At 61.9% G+C, this 17375-nt stretch carries 14 protein-coding genes and 1 pseudogene; 13 read left to right on the plus strand and 2 right to left on the minus strand.

Annotated features, from left to right (window positions below):
• Positions 1-277 precede the first annotated feature (277 nt).
• Positions 278-1318 (minus strand): NAD(P)-dependent alcohol dehydrogenase, encoded by a 1041-nt coding sequence (locus AC1DV9_RS01000; protein WP_477945647.1) that lies wholly within the window; start codon positions 1316-1318, stop codon positions 278-280.
• A 422-nt stretch (positions 1319-1740) separates the two neighbouring features.
• Here AC1DV9_RS01000 and AC1DV9_RS01005 point away from each other — a divergent pair, with 422 nt between their 5' ends.
• From AC1DV9_RS01005 to AC1DV9_RS01060, 12 genes are all read left to right on the plus strand, one after another.
• Positions 1741-1830, plus strand: coding sequence for a K(+)-transporting ATPase subunit F (locus tag AC1DV9_RS01005; protein WP_016556800.1), 90 nt, complete (start codon positions 1741-1743; stop codon positions 1828-1830).
• A 33-nt stretch (positions 1831-1863) separates the two neighbouring features.
• Entirely contained in the window at positions 1864-3567 is a 1704-nt protein-coding gene (gene kdpA, locus AC1DV9_RS01010) for a potassium-transporting ATPase subunit KdpA (protein ID WP_477945649.1), read from the plus strand.
• Between the two features lie 10 nt (positions 3568-3577).
• Positions 3578-3733, plus strand: a complete 156-nt coding sequence (locus tag AC1DV9_RS01015) for a hypothetical protein (protein WP_310291017.1) — start codon at positions 3578-3580, stop codon at positions 3731-3733.
• Positions 3734-3778: 45 nt separating this feature from the next.
• The gene (gene kdpB, locus AC1DV9_RS01020; protein ID WP_477945651.1) at positions 3779-5866 is read left to right on the plus strand and encodes a potassium-transporting ATPase subunit KdpB; all 2088 of its coding nucleotides are present in this window, start codon (positions 3779-3781) and stop codon (positions 5864-5866) included.
• 12 nt (positions 5867-5878) lie between these two features.
• Positions 5879-6448 (plus strand): potassium-transporting ATPase subunit KdpC, encoded by a 570-nt coding sequence (gene kdpC / locus AC1DV9_RS01025; protein WP_477945653.1) that lies wholly within the window; start codon positions 5879-5881, stop codon positions 6446-6448.
• A gap of 189 nt (positions 6449-6637) precedes the next feature.
• On the plus strand, positions 6638-9346 hold the full coding sequence (locus AC1DV9_RS01030; protein WP_477945655.1) for a DUF4118 domain-containing protein: 2709 nt from the start codon (positions 6638-6640) through the stop codon (positions 9344-9346).
• On the plus strand, positions 9343-10035 hold the full coding sequence (locus tag AC1DV9_RS01035) for a response regulator transcription factor (protein ID WP_112388490.1): 693 nt from the start codon (positions 9343-9345) through the stop codon (positions 10033-10035). The genes AC1DV9_RS01030 and AC1DV9_RS01035 overlap by 4 nt, the downstream gene beginning before the upstream one ends.
• 38 nt (positions 10036-10073) lie before the next feature.
• On the plus strand, positions 10074-10529 hold the full coding sequence (locus tag AC1DV9_RS01040) for a PTS sugar transporter subunit IIA (protein ID WP_112388491.1): 456 nt from the start codon (positions 10074-10076) through the stop codon (positions 10527-10529).
• Positions 10530-10728: 199 nt separating this feature from the next.
• Complete coding sequence (locus AC1DV9_RS01045) at positions 10729-11754, plus strand: sulfate ABC transporter substrate-binding protein (protein WP_112388492.1); 1026 nt, start codon at positions 10729-10731, stop codon at positions 11752-11754.
• A gap of 8 nt (positions 11755-11762) precedes the next feature.
• Positions 11763-12620, plus strand: coding sequence for a sulfate ABC transporter permease subunit CysT (gene cysT, locus AC1DV9_RS01050; RefSeq protein ID WP_112514721.1), 858 nt, complete (start codon positions 11763-11765; stop codon positions 12618-12620).
• Positions 12610-13482, plus strand: coding sequence for a sulfate ABC transporter permease subunit CysW (gene cysW, locus AC1DV9_RS01055; RefSeq protein ID WP_112388494.1), 873 nt, complete (start codon positions 12610-12612; stop codon positions 13480-13482). The genes cysT and cysW overlap by 11 nt, the downstream gene beginning before the upstream one ends.
• 10 nt (positions 13483-13492) lie before the next feature.
• Positions 13493-14536, plus strand: a complete 1044-nt coding sequence (locus AC1DV9_RS01060) for a sulfate/molybdate ABC transporter ATP-binding protein (RefSeq protein ID WP_477945657.1) — start codon at positions 13493-13495, stop codon at positions 14534-14536.
• 125 nt (positions 14537-14661) lie between these two features.
• On the opposite strand, the gene ppk2 is transcribed toward AC1DV9_RS01060, so the two are convergent.
• Positions 14662-15576, minus strand: a complete 915-nt coding sequence (ppk2, locus tag AC1DV9_RS01065) for a polyphosphate kinase 2 (protein ID WP_112388496.1) — start codon at positions 15574-15576, stop codon at positions 14662-14664.
• 163 nt (positions 15577-15739) lie between these two features.
• Between ppk2 and AC1DV9_RS01070 the strand changes: the two are divergent.
• Positions 15740-17343, plus strand: a pseudogene (locus tag AC1DV9_RS01070) (inorganic phosphate transporter).
• The last annotated feature ends 32 nt before the right edge of the window (positions 17344-17375 follow it).

Below are 17375 nucleotides of genomic sequence, written 5' to 3' on the forward strand. Positions count from 1 at the left end.
TTGATGGCGATGTCGAGATGGTCGGTAAGATGAGAATTGCGCATCATGAATTCCCCGCTCAGATACATATATCAATAATTGCTAATGAATCTTGCGCGGGCATTACCAATGGCATCCAACAACCTAACGTGAGGAATTCATACTCGTAGCCATACGCCTTGTGAACCATCCCTAATAATAGGGATAGTTGACGGAAACGTACAGGATTCGTTCTTTGGTTGTTCTCACGTGCATTAGATCTTTCTAATCTAAAGCAGCCTATACGAGATTTGTACGATCACAGGACAATCTGTAGCTTCACATCATCCGGGCGCGCTTCAACGGCGCGATCGAAAGCCTTGATCGAATCCTCGAAGGCAAAGGTCTCGGAAATCAGTGGCTTGAGATCGACACGCCCGGAACCGAGGAGCGCGATCGACCGCTCGTATTGATGCGCGTAGCGGAACACGGTCTCGATACGGATTTCCTTGGTCGAGGCAGTCGAGACGTCGAAACCAACCGGATTGACCGGCAGACCGACAGCGACGATGACGCCGCCCGGACGCGGCAGCTGCATGATCGTCTCCCATGCCTTCGGCGAACCGGAGCATTCGAAGATCACGTCGGCGCCCCATCCATCCGTCAGCCGCGATACCTCGTCGGCAAGGCGCTTCTCACGGATATTGACCGGAATGACGCCCTGATACTGGGCGGCGATATCGAGCTTCGGCTGCGCCAGATCGGCGACGATGGCACGCGAGCAGCCGCCGGCAAGGGCAGCGATCGCGACCATCGTGCCGATCGGACCGGCGCCGAGCACCACGGCGGTATCGCCAGGCGCAATCTTCGCCTTCGACGCCGCCTGCATGCCAACGGCAAAGGGCTCGACCATCGCGCCCTCGGCAAAGCTGACATTGTCAGGCAGCTTGAACGTGTAATTGGCGGGATGAACGACCTCGGCTGTCAGAACGCCATGAATGGGCGGTGTAGCCCAGAAGGTCACGGCCGGATCGACATTGTACATGCCGAGGCGGCTCGCCTTGGAATTCGGATCGGGAATGCCGGGCTCCATGCAGACGCGGTCGCCGATCTTCAGATGCGTGACGCCCTCGCCGACCTCGATCACCGTTCCCGCTGCCTCGTGGCCGAGCACCATCGGCTCGTTGACGACGAAGGGGCCGATCTTGCCGTGGGTGTAATAATGCACATCCGAACCGCAGACTCCGACCGTATGGATCTTGATCTTCACTTGGCCGGGGCCCGTGTCCATCGGCAGATCGATGTCGCGAAGCGCGAGCTCATGCTGACGCTCCAGAACGAGAGCACGGACTTTGGTCATGGCGGTTTCCTTCCCTGTGGCGCTTACGATTCAGCTGCGCCGTTGGTCCAGACTATAGAACCGCCCGCAGGCGAAATTCAATCGCGGCATTTCAGCTTTTGCTCATGACGCGACGAAATGCTCAGTTTGGCACATAAAGGCATTTATAAGATTTTTATATTGGCGCCACATGGCGCGTCTCGAACCTTAATGCGCTTCGGCCGCATATAAATGCCCGAGAGATCAAACCGATTATCTCCACGCCAGAAAGCATAAAGGTGCCGATCCCGAGGGAGCGGCGCCCTTGTCTTGTCTGACTCCAACAAGAACACCAGGAGTCAAGATCATGATGGATATCATTCTACTAGGCACCGCGATCGTCTTTTTCGGACTGTGCTTTGCCTATACCCGCGCCTGCGACAGGCTTTGAAGGAGAAGCGACGATGACCCTCGATTATATCCTGAGCGGCGCCGTGACCGTTTTCCTCACCGTTTACCTCACCTACGCCCTCATCCGCCCCGAGCGCTTCTGATAGCGCCGGCCGGATACCCGAAAGTTTCCTCCCATGACCCTCAACGGATGGCTACAGATCCTCGTCTTCTGCGGGATCCTCATTGCGCTCGTCAAACCGCTCGGCGGTTACATGACGCGCGTCTTCAGCGGAGAGCGCACGCTGCTCTCCCCCGTCCTCGTTCCGGTGGAACGGGGACTTTATGCGCTTGCCGGCACCAGCGACCGCGAGGAGCAGCATTGGACCTCCTATGCGTTTTCGCTGCTGATGTTCAACCTGCTCGGCACGCTGGTCCTTTATCTGCTACTGCGCTTCCAGGATATCCTGCCCTATAACCCGGCCGGAATGGCCGCGGTCGGGCCGGAGCTCTCCTTCAACACCGCCACCAGCTTCGTCGCCAACACCAACTGGCAGAGCTATGGCGGCGAAAGCACCATGTCCTATCTGTCGCAGATGGCCGGCCTGACCGTGCAGAACTTTGTTTCTGCCGCAACTGGCATGGCGATCGCCATCGGCCTGATCCGCGCCTTCTCGCGTGCCTCGGGCAAGGCGATCGGCAATTTCTGGGTCGATATGATCCGCGCCACGCTCTATGTGCTCCTGCCTGCATGCATCGTGCTAACGCTTGTCTATGTCTGGCTCGGCGTGCCGCAGACGCTTGGCCCCTATGTCGACGCGACGACGCTCGAAGGCGCCAAGCAGACGATCGCGCTCGGCCCTGTTGCTTCGCAGCTTGCCATCAAGATGCTCGGCACCAATGGCGGAGGCTTCTTCAACGCCAACTCGGCCCATCCCTTCGAAAACCCCGACAACATCTCGAACATGATCCAGATGCTGTCGATCTTCGCGATCGGCGCCGCCTTCACCAACGTCTTCGGCCGCATGGTTGAAAACCAGCGTCAGGGCTGGGCGATCCTCGCCTCGATGGGCATCCTGTTCCTCGTCGGCGTCGGCATCACCTATTGGGCGGAAGCTGCAGGCAACCCGCTGATGCATCAGCTCGGTCTTGCAGGCGGCAACATGGAAGGCAAGGAAGTCCGCTTCGGCGTCGCCATGTCCTCGCTGTTCGCCGTCATCACCACGGCGGCCTCCTGCGGCGCGGTCAATGCCATGCACGGCTCGTTCACCGCACTCGGCGGCCTGATCCCGCTGATCAACATGCAGCTCGGCGAAGTCATCGTCGGCGGCGTCGGCGCGGGCTTCTACGGCATCGTCCTCTTCATCATCGTCGCCGTCTTCGTGGCAGGCCTCATGGTCGGCCGCACGCCGGAATATCTCGGCAAGAAGATCGAGGCGAAGGAAATGAAGATGGCTGTTCTCGCCATCCTCTGCCTGCCACTCGCCATGCTGGTCTTCACGGCAATCGCCAGCGTCCTGCCGTCTGCCGTCGCCTCGGTCGGCACGGCTGGTCCGCACGGCTTCTCGGAAATCCTCTATGCCTATACCTCGGCTGCGGCCAACAATGGTTCCGCCTTTGGCGGCCTGACGGCCAATACGCCCTGGTACAACATCACGCTCGGCATCGGCATGCTGATGGGCCGCTTCCTGGTCATCGTTCCGGCGCTTGCGATCGCTGGCTCGCTGATCAGCAAGAAGACGGTACCGGCCTCCGCTGGCACCTTCCCGACAGATGGCCCGCTGTTCGTCGGCCTGCTTGTCGGCACGATCCTGATCGTCGGCGGCCTGACCTTCTTCCCGGCGCTGGCCCTCGGCCCTGTTGTCGAACACCTGGTGATGATCGCAGGGCAGACGTTCTGAGGTGACGCCGATGATCATCCGTCACGCATTCCGCAAATCGATCCACCCACGCCACGGTTCGCCGGGGCGTGGGGCAAGGCCCGGCCTGCGCGGGACCGACGCAATCCTGCTGATGCTGGCTGGCCTGCTCGTCGCGGCCGCCGTTCTCAGACTTTTTCACGGCTGACCGGCCCGGCCGGTTCCGCCTCACTCTTTCAAGCTGGAGTCTCTTATGAGCCAGGCAAAATCCGCGAGTATCCTGGATAGTCGCATCCTCATTCCGGCTGTCGGCGCCGCTTTCAAAAAGCTCAACCCGCGCACGCTGGCCCGCAATCCGGTCATGTTCGTTGTGGCAACTGTCTCGGCGCTGACCACCATCCTTTTCGTCCGCGATATCGCCACCGGCGGCGGCAATCTCGGCTTCTCGTTCCAGATCAATCTCTGGCTCTGGTTCACGGTACTCTTCGCCAATTTCGCCGAAGCCGTTGCCGAAGGCCGCGGCAAGGCACAGGCGGATTCACTGCGCAAGGCGCGCACCGAAACGCAGGCCAAGCTTCTGACCGCCAATAACGGCTCCGGCTACCGCATGGTGCCGGGCACGAGCCTCAAGGTCGGCGATCTCGTTCTGGTCGAGGCCGGCGACATCATCCCGTCCGACGGCGAAGTCGTCGAGGGCGTCGCCTCGGTCAACGAGGCAGCGATCACCGGTGAATCCGCCCCTGTCATCCGTGAATCCGGCGGCGACCGCTCGGCAGTCACAGGCGGCACGCAGGTTCTGTCGGACGTCATCCGCGTCCGCATCACAGCCGCCGCCGGCTCGACCTTCCTGGACCGGATGATCTCGCTCGTCGAAGGCGCGGAGCGCCAGAAGACACCGAACGAAATCGCGCTCAATATCCTGCTCGCAGGCATGACGCTGATCTTCGTGCTCGCCACCGCGACGATCCCGAGCTTTGCCGCCTATGCCGGTGGCTCGATCCCGATCATCACGCTGGTTGCGCTCTTCGTGACGCTGATCCCGACAACGATCGGCGCCCTGCTTTCTGCCATCGGCATTGCCGGCATGGACCGTCTCGTCCGCTTCAACGTGCTTGCCATGTCCGGCCGCGCCGTCGAAGCCGCCGGCGACGTCGATACGCTGCTGCTCGACAAGACCGGCACGATCACGCTCGGCAACCGTCAGGCCACGAGCTTCCGCCCGGTCCGCGGCGTCACCGAACAGGAACTGGCCGATGCGGCCCAGCTCGCGTCGCTTGCTGACGAAACACCCGAGGGACGCTCGATCGTCGTGCTCGCCAAGGAGAAATATGCGATCCGCGGCCGCGACATGGCCAGCCTGCAGGCGACCTTCGTTCCCTTCACCGCCCAGACCCGCATGAGCGGTGTCGATATCGGCGGCTCGTCGATCCGCAAGGGTGCGGTCGAAGCCGTGCTGACCTATGTCGGCGCCAACAACGCGCCGTCGAACGGCAATGCGGCGATCGCTCTGCGTCCTGAGACCGATGTCGTGCGCGAACTCCAGGCAATTGCCGACGAGATCGCCAAGGCCGGCGGCACGCCGCTCGCAGTTGCCCGCGACGGCAAGCTGCTCGGCGTCATCCAGCTGAAGGACATCGTCAAGGGCGGCATCCGCGAGCGCTTCTCCGAGCTGCGCCGCATGGGCATCCGCACCGTGATGATCACCGGCGACAACCCGATGACCGCAGCCGCAATCGCCGCCGAAGCCGGGGTCGATGACTTCCTTGCCCAGGCGACGCCTGAGAACAAGCTGTCGCTGATCCGCGAGGAACAGGCCAAGGGCAAGCTCGTCGCCATGTGCGGTGACGGCACCAACGACGCCCCGGCACTTGCCCAGGCCGATGTCGGCGTCGCCATGAACACCGGCACCGTAGCCGCCCGCGAAGCCGGCAACATGGTCGATCTCGACAGCGACCCGACGAAGCTGATCGAGATCGTCGAGATCGGCAAGCAGCTGCTGATGACCCGCGGCGCGTTGACGACCTTCTCGATCGCCAACGACATCGCCAAGTATTTCGCCATCATCCCGGCGATGTTCCTGACATTCTACCCGCAGCTCGGCGTGCTCAATATCATGGGCCTCGCCACGCCGCAGAGCGCCATCCTCTCGGCGATCATCTTCAATGCGCTGATCATCGTGGCACTGATCCCGCTGTCGCTGAAGGGCGTGAAGTACCGCGCCATCGGCGCCGGTGCGCTGCTGTCCCGCAACCTCGTCATCTACGGCCTCGGCGGCATCGTCGTCCCGTTCATCGGCATCAAGGCGATCGATATGGCCATCACGGCCCTCGGTCTCGCCTAAGGAGCACATGCAATGTTGAAAGAATTTCGTCCGGCAATCGTCATGATCGTTGCCACCACCGCCATCACCGGCCTGCTCTACCCCATCGCGATGACCGGTGCGGCCCAGGCCCTCTTCCCCAAGCAGGCGAACGGCAGCCTGATCGAGAAGGACGGAACCGTCATCGGCTCGACGCTGATCGGCCAGGCCTTCACCAGCGACAAGTATTTCCACGGCCGCCCGTCGGCCGCGGGCGACGGCTACAACGCCGCCTCATCCTCAGGCTCGAACCTCGGCCCCACCAGCCAGAAGCTGATCGACCGCGTAAAGACCGACTACGAGGCCGCCAAGGCCACCAACCCTGGCGCCGACGTACCGATCGACCTCGTCACCGCCTCGGGCAGCGGGCTTGATCCCCACATCACCCCCGATGCCGCCTACTTCCAGGTCGCCCGCGTCGCCAAGGCCCGCGGCCTCGACGAGGCGAAGGTCAAGGCGCTGGTCGATGCCGCCGTCGAAGCGCGTGAGCTTGGGTTCCTGGGTGAGCCTGTGGTCAATGTGCTTGCGTTGAACCAGAGACTCGATGCCTCTATGACTCAGTGAGTTGAACTTTCGATACTCTCCCTCATTCCTGTGCTTGTCACAGGAATCCAGCCACGCGAAGTCCTTCGCGTGAAAGAGTCTTCCGGCATCGCAGACGCGACGCCGCTGGATCCCTGTGACAAGCACAGGGATGAGGGATCGTTAGGTTCGTGCAAACCCTGATACCAGTCCGTAGAAAGACGAAGCCGAATGCCAGACGACAACCGCGAACAGGCCGGCAGGCCTTCGCCCGACGCGCTTCTCGAAAAAGCGCGGGCCGAAACACGCGGCCGTCTGAAGATCTTTCTCGGTGCGGCGCCCGGCGTCGGCAAGACCTACGAGATGCTGGTGTCCGGCCGCGCCAAGATTGCCGATGGGCTGGACGTGGTGATCGGTGTCGTCGAGACTCATGGGCGCAAGGAAACCGAGGCGCTGCTGGCCGGTTTCGAGATCATCCCGCGTGTCGCAGTCGCCTACAAAGGCCACTCGCTCGACGAAATGGACCTCGACGGAATCCTCGCCCGCAGGCCCGATCTGGTGCTGGTCGATGAGCTTGCCCATACCAATGCCCAGGGCAGCCGCCATCCGAAGCGCTATCTCGACGTCCGGGAACTGCTCGATCGCGGCATCGATGTCTATACGACGCTCAACATCCAGCATGTCGAAAGCCTCAATGATGTCGTCTCGCAGATCACCCGTATCCGGGTGCGCGAGACGGTGCCGGACTCGGTCATCGACGTTGCCGACGACATCGAGATCATCGACCTGACGCCCGACGACCTGATCAAGCGGCTGCATGACGGCAAGGTCTATGTGGCGCGCACGGCCGAGCGGGCGCTGACCAACTATTTCACGCCCGGCAATCTGACCGCACTGCGCGAACTGGCGCTGCGCAAGACTGCGCAACGCGTCGACGACCAGCTGCTGACCCATATGCAGGCGCACGCCATTTCCGGCCCCTGGGCGGCAGGCGAGCGCGTGCTGGTTTCCGTCGATCACCATGCGCGCTCGGCCTCACTGGTCCGCTACGCCTCGCGGATGGCAGCACGGCTTCGCGCACCCTGGTCGGCCGTCTATATCGAGACCAATCGTTCGATCAATCTGACGGAAGGCGAGCGCGACACGATTGCTGCGACGCTGCGGCTGGCCGAACAGCTCGGCGGCGAGGCACTGACGCTGCCGGGCCGCGAGGTCTCGGAAGAACTGCTGCGCCATGCGGGCGCCAACAACGTCACCCATATTGTCATCGGCTCACCGAAGAAGCCGACATGGCGGGAATGGCTGCAGCCTTCGGCGACCGACCAATTGATCCGCCGGGCGGGCGATATCAGCGTCCACGTCATCTCCGGAAGCGAGAAGGACACGGCGGCCAAGAGCGGTGTGAAAGCGGCCTCCGCCGCGACCGCCTTCGATATCCGCGCCTATATTCTGGCGACGGGCTATGTGGTTGTGGCGCTCGCCGCCGGCATCGTGCTCGATCAGGTGCTCGATGTCCGCAATCTGGCACTGGTGTTTCTGATGGCGGTGCTGACCTCGGCCGTCATCCACGGCCTGCGCCCGGCGCTCTATACCTGCATCATCAGCGCGCTGACCTTCAACTTCTTCTTCCTGCCGCCGCGTTACACGCTGACGATCAGCGATCCTGAGAGCGTGCTAGCGCTGTTCTTCTTCCTCGGCGTGGCAATCATCGCCTCCAACCTGACGGCAACCGTGCAGAGGCAGGCCGCGGCCGCAAGGCAGCGCGCCAGGACGACGGAAGATCTCTACCTCTTCTCGAAGAAGCTCGCCGGAACAGGTACGCTGGATGACGTGCTCTGGGCGACAGCCTTCCAGATCGCCTCGATGCTGAAGGTCCGCGTCGTGCTGCTGCTGCCGGAAGATGGCGGCATTGCCGTCAAGGCCGGTTATCCGCCTGACGATACGCTCGATGACGCCGATATCGCCGCCGCCCGCTGGGCCTGGGAGCACAATCATGCCGCCGGCCGCGGAGCCGATACGCTGCCCGGCGCCAAGCGCCTCTATGTGCCGCTGCGCACCGGTCGCACCGCCGTCGGCGTCATCGGCCTCGATAGCGACCGGCGCGACGGACCGTTGCTGACGCCGGAGCAGCAGCGATTGCTCGATGCGCTGGCGGATCAGGCAGCCCTTGCGATCGAACGCGTCCAGCTCGTCGCCGATGTCGACCGCGCCAAGCTGGCGGCAGAAGCCGATCGCCTGCGCTCGGCACTGCTCACCTCGATCTCGCATGACTTGAAGACCCCGCTTGCGGCGATCCTTGGTGCGGCGGGAACGCTCCGCGACTATCTGAGCTCGATGACCGAGGAGGATCGCAACGATCTCCTGTCGACCGTCGTCGATGAATCCGAGCGTCTCAACCGCTTCATCGCCAACCTGCTCGACATGACGAAGATCGAATCCGGCGCCATGGAGCCGAACTATGCGCTGCATTATGCGGGCGACATTGCCGGAAGCGCACTGCGCCGCGCCGCCAAGATCCTCGACCGGCACAGGACGGAAATGAACATTCCGGAAGACCTGCCGATGGTGAAGGTCGATCCGGTGCTTTTCGAGCAGGTGCTGTTCAACCTGCTCGACAATGCCGCCAAATACGCGCCCGAAGCATCGACCATCCGCATCCGCGGCTTCTCCGATGCCTTCAGCGTTGCGCTTGAGGTCTCCGATGAAGGCCCAGGCATTCCCGAAGGCGATCTCGATCGCATCTTCGACACCTTCTACCGTGTCCGCAAGGGCGATCAGGTTCGCGCCGGCACCGGGCTCGGGCTTTCCATCTGCCGCGGCTTCATCGAGGCCATGGGCGGCACCATCACGGCAGAAAACCGGAAGGATCGCCCAGGCGCGGTCTTCACCATCCGGCTTCCCAGACCCAATGACACTCTCAAACTGGATGAACTCAAATGAGCGGTTCGCCCGTCAAGATCCTCGTCGTCGATGACGAGCCCCCTATCCGCAAGCTGCTGCGCGTCGGACTGACAGCCCAGGGCTACGAAGTCCACGAGGCAGCCAATGCGCTGGCCGCCCGGCAATCGGTGGTCGATGACCTCCCCGATCTCGTCGTTCTCGATCTCGGCCTCCCAGACACGCCGGGGCATGATCTGCTGCAGGAGTGGCGGGACGACGGGCTGACCATGCCTGTCGTGATCCTCTCCAGCCGCACCGACGAGGCCGGTATCGTCAAGGCGCTGGAAACCGGCGCCGACGACTATGTCACCAAGCCGTTCGGCATCGCCGAACTCGGCGCCCGCATCCGCGTCGCACTCCGCCATCGCCTGCAGCAGCAGGGCGAGAAGGCGATCTTCCAGACCGGCGGCCTGTCGATCGACATCGTCAAGCGGATCGTCAAGGTTGACGGCAGGGAGATCAAGCTGTCGCCGAAGGAATATGACATCCTGCGCGTGCTTGCGCAGCATGCGGGAAAGGTGCTCACCCACCAGTTTCTGCTGAAGCAGGTCTGGGGACCGGCAGCCGATGTGCAGTATCTCAGGGTCTATGTCCGGCAGCTGCGTCAAAAGGTCGAGCAGGTTCCCGATCAGCCGCACTATATAACCACGGAGACCGGGGTCGGTTACCGTCTTCGCGAGCCCGACTGAGCGGCCGCAGGCCTTCTTCGAAGACAAATGGAAATCACATGAATCTTGCAGACATCATCTTGCCGGAACACACCTTCATCGGCGTTTCGGTCTCGACGAAATGGCGCGCGCTCCAGAATATGGCGGAAAAGGCCGGAAAGGCTTTCGGCGTCGAGGAGCAGGCGATCATCAGGGCGCTCGAAACCCGCGAAAACCTGGGTTCGACAGGCATCGGCAACGGTATCGCCGTTCCGCACGCATCTATCCCCGGCATGACCAGCCCCCGTGGCCTTCTGGTCCGCTTCGCCCAACCGCTCGATTTCGAAGCGATCGACGATGTGCCCACCGATATCGCCTTCATGCTGCTTTTCGGCGAGAACAATCGCGGCGAATATCTGAACGTGCTGGCGGCGATCGCCCGGCGCCTGCAGTCCGAAGGGGTGCTGGCATCGATGCGGAAGGCGCGAAGCGCCGACGAGCTCTATTCCGATTTCATCGCCGACTCCCGGAGCTGACAGGCCTTGAACTACCATCCCTGCGATCTATTCTGCAATTGAATTGGCAGAGGTTCAAAGGCTTGTCCGGTAAGTCCGTTTCAGAAACCTCTTGCAAATGAAATGACATTCCAGAAAGCGACGTTCCAACCGGAAGAACTTTCGTTTCATTATACGACTAAGTTGATAGAGTTTACGGCAGAAACGAAGGAGGTTTTTCATGCAGTCAACTCGGATCACAAGGCTTCTCGCCGCCGCGGTCTTCGCCGGTAGCGTTGCCATCGGCGCCGTTGCTCCGGCTTTTGCCGATCAGCAGCTTCTCAACGTGTCCTACGACCCGACGCGCGAATTGTATAAGGACTTCAATGCCGCCTTCGCTGCCAAGTGGCAGAAGGATACCGGTGAAGCGGTCACGATCCAGGCCTCCCATGGCGGCTCCGGCGCACAGGCCCGCTCGGTTATCGACGGCCTCGAAGCCGACGTTGTGACGCTGGCGCTTGAAGGCGACATCGACGCGATCGCCAAGGCGACCGGCAAGATCCCGACCGACTGGAAAACCAAGTTCCCGAACAACTCCACCCCCTACACCTCGACGATCGTCTTCCTGGTCCGCAAGGGCAACCCGAAGGGCATCAAGGACTGGGCCGATCTCGTCAAGGACGACGTCCAGGTCATCACCCCGAACCCGAAGACCTCCGGCGGCGCCCGCTGGAACTTCCTGGCAGCCTGGGCATGGGCCAAGCAGGCAAATGGCGGCGACGAAGCCAAGGCACAGGACTATGTGACCAAGCTTCTGCAGCATGTACCGGTTCTCGATACCGGCGCACGCGGCGCGACCACCACCTTCGTCCAGCGCGGTCTCGGCGACGTTCTGCTCGCCTGGGAAAACGAAGCCTATCTCTCGCTAGAAGAGCTCGGTCCTGACCAGTTCGAAATCGTGACCCCGGCCTTCTCCATCCGTGCCGATCCGCCGGTTGCGATCGTCGACGGCAATGTCGACAAGAAGGGCACCCGCAAGGTTGCCGAAGCCTATCTGAACTACCTCTATTCGGACGAAGGCCAGAAGATCGCTGCCAAGCACTTCTACCGCCCGATCAAGCCTGAAGCTGCCGATCCGGCAGATATCGCCCGCTTCCCGAAGTTGACGCTTGCCACCATCGATGATTTCGGTGGATGGAAGGAAGCCCAGCCGAAATTCTTCGGCGACGGCGGGGTATTTGACCAGATCTACAAGCCGGCCCAATAATAGAGTTCATGAACGCACATAGCCCCTCACGGTGGCGGTTGAAGCGGCCGAGTGTCATTCCGGGTTTCGGATTGGCGCTCGGCTTAACCTTGACCTGGCTCACCCTTCTGATCCTGATCCCCTTGTCGGGGCTCGCATGGCGTTCGAGCGAACTCGGCTGGGAGAAGTTCCTGTCGATTGCGCTCGATCCGCGCACTGTGAATGCCCTGCGCATCAGCTTCGGCGGCGCCTTCATTGCCGCCTGCATTAATGCCGTCTTCGGTGTCATCCTCGCCTGGGTGCTGGTCCGCTACCGCTTCCCCGGCAAGCGCATCATCGACGCCATGGTCGATCTCCCCTTCGCACTGCCGACGGCCGTCGCCGGTATCGCGCTGACGACGCTCTACGCGCCGAACGGCTGGGTCGGCCAGTTTCTGGCGCCGCTCGGCATCAAGATCGCCTTCACCCCGGCCGGTATCGTCGTCGCCCTCATCTTCGTGGGCCTGCCTTTCGTGGTTCGCACGGTTCAGCCCGTGATGGAAGAGATCGACAAGGAAGTGGAGGAGGCCGCGGCGACGCTCGGCGCCAACCGCTTCCAGACGATCACCCGCGTGCTGCTGCCTGGCCTTGCGCCCGCCGTGCTGACGGGCTTTGCACTCGCCTTCGCCCGCGGGGTCGGCGAATACGGATCGGTCATCTTCATTGCCGGCAACCTGCCGTTCAAATCGGAGATCGCGCCGCTGCTGATCGTCATCAAGCTCGAAGAGTATAATTACGCCGCCGCCACCGGCATTGCGGCCCTCATGCTCATCATCTCGTTCATCATGCTGCTGGTCATCAATCTCATTCAGAGCTGGCGCAGACGGAGGTACGGACATGGCGCTTGATACTGTCTCCGCCTCTCCGAAGGTTGCTTCCGTCGTGACGGAAAGCAGGCTGGCGCGCTGGGCGCTGATCCTGTTGTCGCTGGTCTTCCTGCTGCTGATCCTGTTTCTGCCGCTGGCCGCCGTCTTCGTCGAAGCCTTCCGCAAGGGCGTTCCGCCGTTCTTCCAGGCGCTGCAGGATGCAGAAACCTTCTCAGCGATCCGGCTGACCCTGATCGTCGCAGGCATCAGCGTGCCGCTGAACGTTGTCTTCGGCGTCGCCGCGGCCTGGGCGATCGCCAAGTTCGAGTTCAAGGGCAAGGCGTTTCTGACGACGCTGATCGACCTGCCCTTCTCGGTGTCGCCCGTTATCTCGGGTCTCGTCTTCGTACTCCTGTTCGGCGCCAATACCTATCTCGGGAAATGGCTCGATGCGCATAGCATCAAGATCCTGTTCGCCGTGCCGGGGCTTATCCTGGCCACGATGTTCGTGACCTTCCCCTTCGTCGCCCGCGAACTGATCCCGCTGATGCAGGAACAGGGAACGGCCGATGAAGAAGCAGCACTGTCGCTCGGTGCCAGCGGCTGGCAGACCTTCTGGTACGTGACGTTGCCGAACATCAAGTGGGGCCTGCTCTACGGCGTGCTGCTCTGCAACGCTCGCGCCATGGGTGAGTTCGGCGCCGTCTCCGTTGTCTCCGGCCATATCCGCGGCCAGACCAACACGATGCCGCTGCAGGTGGAAATCCTCTACAACGAGTATAATTTTACCGGCGCCTTTGCCGTCGCGACACTGCTTGCCCTGCTTGCCCTCGTGACCCTTGTTTTGAAAACGCTGCTCGAAATGCGATACAGCGCGGAAATCGCCGCCAGCCGGCGGCACTGAAGGATTGAGAATGGAAGTACGCGTTCAAAACATACGCAAGGAATTCGACCGGTTTCCGGCCCTGCACGACGTTTCGCTCGATATCCGCTCGGGCGAGCTGATCGCGCTGCTCGGCCCTTCCGGTTCCGGCAAGACGACACTCCTTCGCCTGATCGCCGGCCTCGAAAGCCCGACCGAGGGCAAGGTTTTCTTCGGCGACGAGGATGCTTCGAAGAAGACGGTGCAGGAACGAAATATCGGTTTCGTGTTCCAGCACTATGCCTTGTTCCGCCACATGACGGTGCTCGACAACGTCGCCTTCGGCCTCAAGGTGCGTGACGGCGCCCGCCGTCCGCCGAAGGCCGAAATCCGCAAGCGGGCGCTCGAATTGCTGGATCTCGTCCAGCTCTCAGGCCTCGAAAAGCGCTATCCCGCTCAGCTTTCCGGTGGCCAGCGTCAGCGCGTGGCGCTCGCACGCGCCATGGCGGTCGAACCGAACGTGCTTTTGCTCGACGAGCCTTTCGGCGCGCTCGACGCCCAGGTGCGCAAGGACCTGCGCAAATGGCTGCGCGAAATCCACGACCGCACCGGCCACACCACGGTCTTCGTCACCCACGACCAGGACGAAGCAATGGAGCTGGCAGACCGCGTCGTCGTCATGAGCCAGGGTGCGATCGAACAGGTCGGCACGCCGGACGAAGTCTACGATCGTCCGAACTCACCCTTCGTCTTCGGTTTCGTCGGCCAGTCGAACTGTTTGAACGTCAAGATCGTCGGCGGCGACATCCTGTTCGAGGGCCGGACGCTCGGTCTGAAGGCCGATGGCGAGCCGGACGGCGAGGCGCAGCTCTATTTCCGCCCGCACGATATCGAATTGCTGGATGCAAACCGTGGCGGCATCCCCGGCACGCTCGCCTCCAGCCGCCGCGTTGCGGGAACAAGGCATATCGAAATCGATATCGGCAGGGGGCACCAGCATATCGAGCTGGAAGTTCCGCCATCACAGACCGAAGTCCTCGACAGCAAGCATATCGCCTTCCGGCCGACGCGCTGGAAGCTGTTCAGGAAGGGCTGACCGTCACTTCGTCAGGCTCGGGCTTGTCCCGAGCATCTGCAACCGCGACGTAGGGTATCGTTAGATCCTCGGCACAGCGCCGAGGATGACGGCTGCGGGCGGTGCGACCGCCCGCGCAGGCACATTCAGTAGATTTCCGGCACGTACATCTCAGGCGGAACCGGTATGCGCGAATAGTCGTCGTGGCGCACGCGCGGCGGCAGGACGATATTGTCCTTCGGCACATCCGCGTAGGGGATATGCTGCAGAAGATGGGCGATCATGTTGAGGCGCGCGCGCTTCTTGTCGACGGCCTGGACCACCCACCATGGTGCTTCCGGAATATGGGTCCGGTCGAGCATCTCTTCCTTGGCCTTGGTGTATTCTTCCCAGTGCACGCGGCTTTCAAGATCCATCGGCGACAGCTTCCACTGCTTCAGCGGATCCTGGATACGCATGCGGAAACGGAATTCCTGCTCCTCGTCGGTGATCGAGAACCAGTATTTGACGAGGATGATGCCGGAACGAACAAGCATGCGCTCAAATTCCGGTACCGAGCGGAAGAATTCTTCGAGCTCGTCCTTGGTGCAGAAACCCATCACGCGCTCGACGCCGGCGCGGTTGTACCAGCTGCGGTCGAACAGAACCATTTCGCCAGCTGAAGGAAGGTGCGGCGTGTAGCGCTGGAAATACCACTGATTCCGCTCGCGCTCGGTCGGCGCCGGAAGGGCGACGACGCGGCAGACGCGCGGATTGAGGCGCTGCGTGACGCGCTTGATCGCCCCGCCCTTGCCGGCGGAATCGCGGCCTTCGAACAGCACGACGACTTTCAGCTTCTTGTGTTGCACCCAGTCCTGCAGCTTCACCAGCTCATGCTGAAGGCGGAAAAGCTCGCGGAAATAGGTTTTCCGCTCCAGTACGTCCTCGATGCCGCCTGGAAGGTTCTCGGCGACGAGATCGTCGAGACGGTCCTCCTCCATCTGCATTTCCAGTTCCTCATCGAAACTGTCTGCGATCTCGTCCTTGATGCGGCGGAGCTGGTCGATTTCTTCCTGAGTCATGGTCCTGTCCCTTTGATCGGCGCCACATCAACAGGGTTTGACGACAGTAATGTGACAATTGCAGATGCGCGAGAACGCAGGGCCGCATTACCGAAAAGTTGTGTCACGCAAGGTTCATGGGCGGGACGTAGTTTTGGATGCTTTTCCATGAAAGGACAAGGACATGGCTGATATCGCCCCCGATCACCCAATGCCTCAGTCCGGTAGCCATCCGCTGCACTCGTCGAGTGCGGGCAAATGGTTCATACCGGTCTTTCTGCTCATTCTTCTCGTCGGCCTCGGATACGTGGCCTATGCGCTCGGCCGCGACCTGACGGAAGCCGCCGCCGCCGTTCCGTGGATACTCCTCGGACTGGCCCTGCTGATCGCGCTCGGCTTTGAGTTCGTCAACGGCTTTCACGATACGGCAAACGCCGTGGCGACCGTGATCTACACCCGCTCCATGCCCGCCGAACTGGCGGTCATCTGGTCCGGCTTCTTCAATTTCCTCGGCGTTCTGACATCGTCGGGCGCCGTCGCCTTCGGGATTCTGGCGCTGCTCCCAGTGGAACTGATACTGCAGGTCGGCTCCGGCTCCGGTCTGGCAATGGTCTTCGCCCTGCTCATCGCCGCCATCGTCTGGAACCTCGGCACCTGGTATCTCGGTCCGCCGTCGTCGAGTTCGCACACGCTGGTCGGCTCGATCATCGGCGTCGGCCTTGCCAACCAGTTCCTGGCCCCGGCAGGCAGCGCCACCAGCGGTGTCGACTGGTCGCAGGCGACCAATATCGGCCTCTCGCTGCTGATCTCGCCGCTGATCGGCTTCGGCCTCTCGGCGATCCTGCTCGTCATCATGAAATTTCTCGTTCGCAAGAAAGAGCTTTATGAGGAACCGAAGGGCAACCAGCCACCGCCGCTCTGGATCCGCGCCATCCTGATCTTCACCTGCACCGGCGTCAGCTTCGCGCACGGATCGAACGATGGCCAGAAGGGCATGGGTCTCATCATGCTGATCCTGATCGGCCTCGTGCCGACGGCCTTCGCGCTGAACCGCACGCCCGATGTCAACTACCTGGAAGCCTACAAGCAGGCCTCCGCACAGGTGGAACGGCACTCGGCAAATATGTGAAGCCCGGCGTCACCGTCACCGACTACAAGGCAGAAGTCAGCAATGCGGTGAAGACCAAGACCTGGACGGATACGACAACGCCTGCCCTGCAGCAATATATCCACCAGACGAGTGCCGAAGTCGCCGCCTTCCCGACGCTGGAAGCGGTGCCGACCAATCTCGTCGGCAACGTACGCAACGACATCTATCTGATCGGTGAAGCGCTGAAGCTGATCGACAAGCAGAAGCTGCTGCCGATGGATGACGCTGACCTGCAGGCAGTGACCGGCTATCACAAGGCGGTCGACAACGCGACGAAGTTCATCCCACTCTGGGTGAAGATCGCCGTTGCCATCGCGCTCGGGCTCGGCACCATGGTCGGCTGGAAGCGCATCGTCGTCACCGTCGGCGAGAAGATCGGCAAGACGCACCTGACCTATGGACAGGGTGCGGCCGCCGAAGTCGTGGCCATGGTGACGATCGGCGCCGCCGATCATTTCGGTCTGCCCGTCTCGACGACGCATGTGCTGTCGTCGGGCGTTGCCGGAACCATGGCGGCGAACGGCTCGGGCCTTCAGTGGTCGACCGTACGCAACATGCTGATGGCCTGGGTGCTCACCCTGCCCGCCTCGATCGCCATCGCCTTCGTGCTCTTCGTCATCCTCCGCCAGGTCTTCTGAGACCCCGACGGAAGGAAAATCGCGACAAATGC

Source organism: Rhizobium sp. 01L410, from assembly GCF_056400165.1.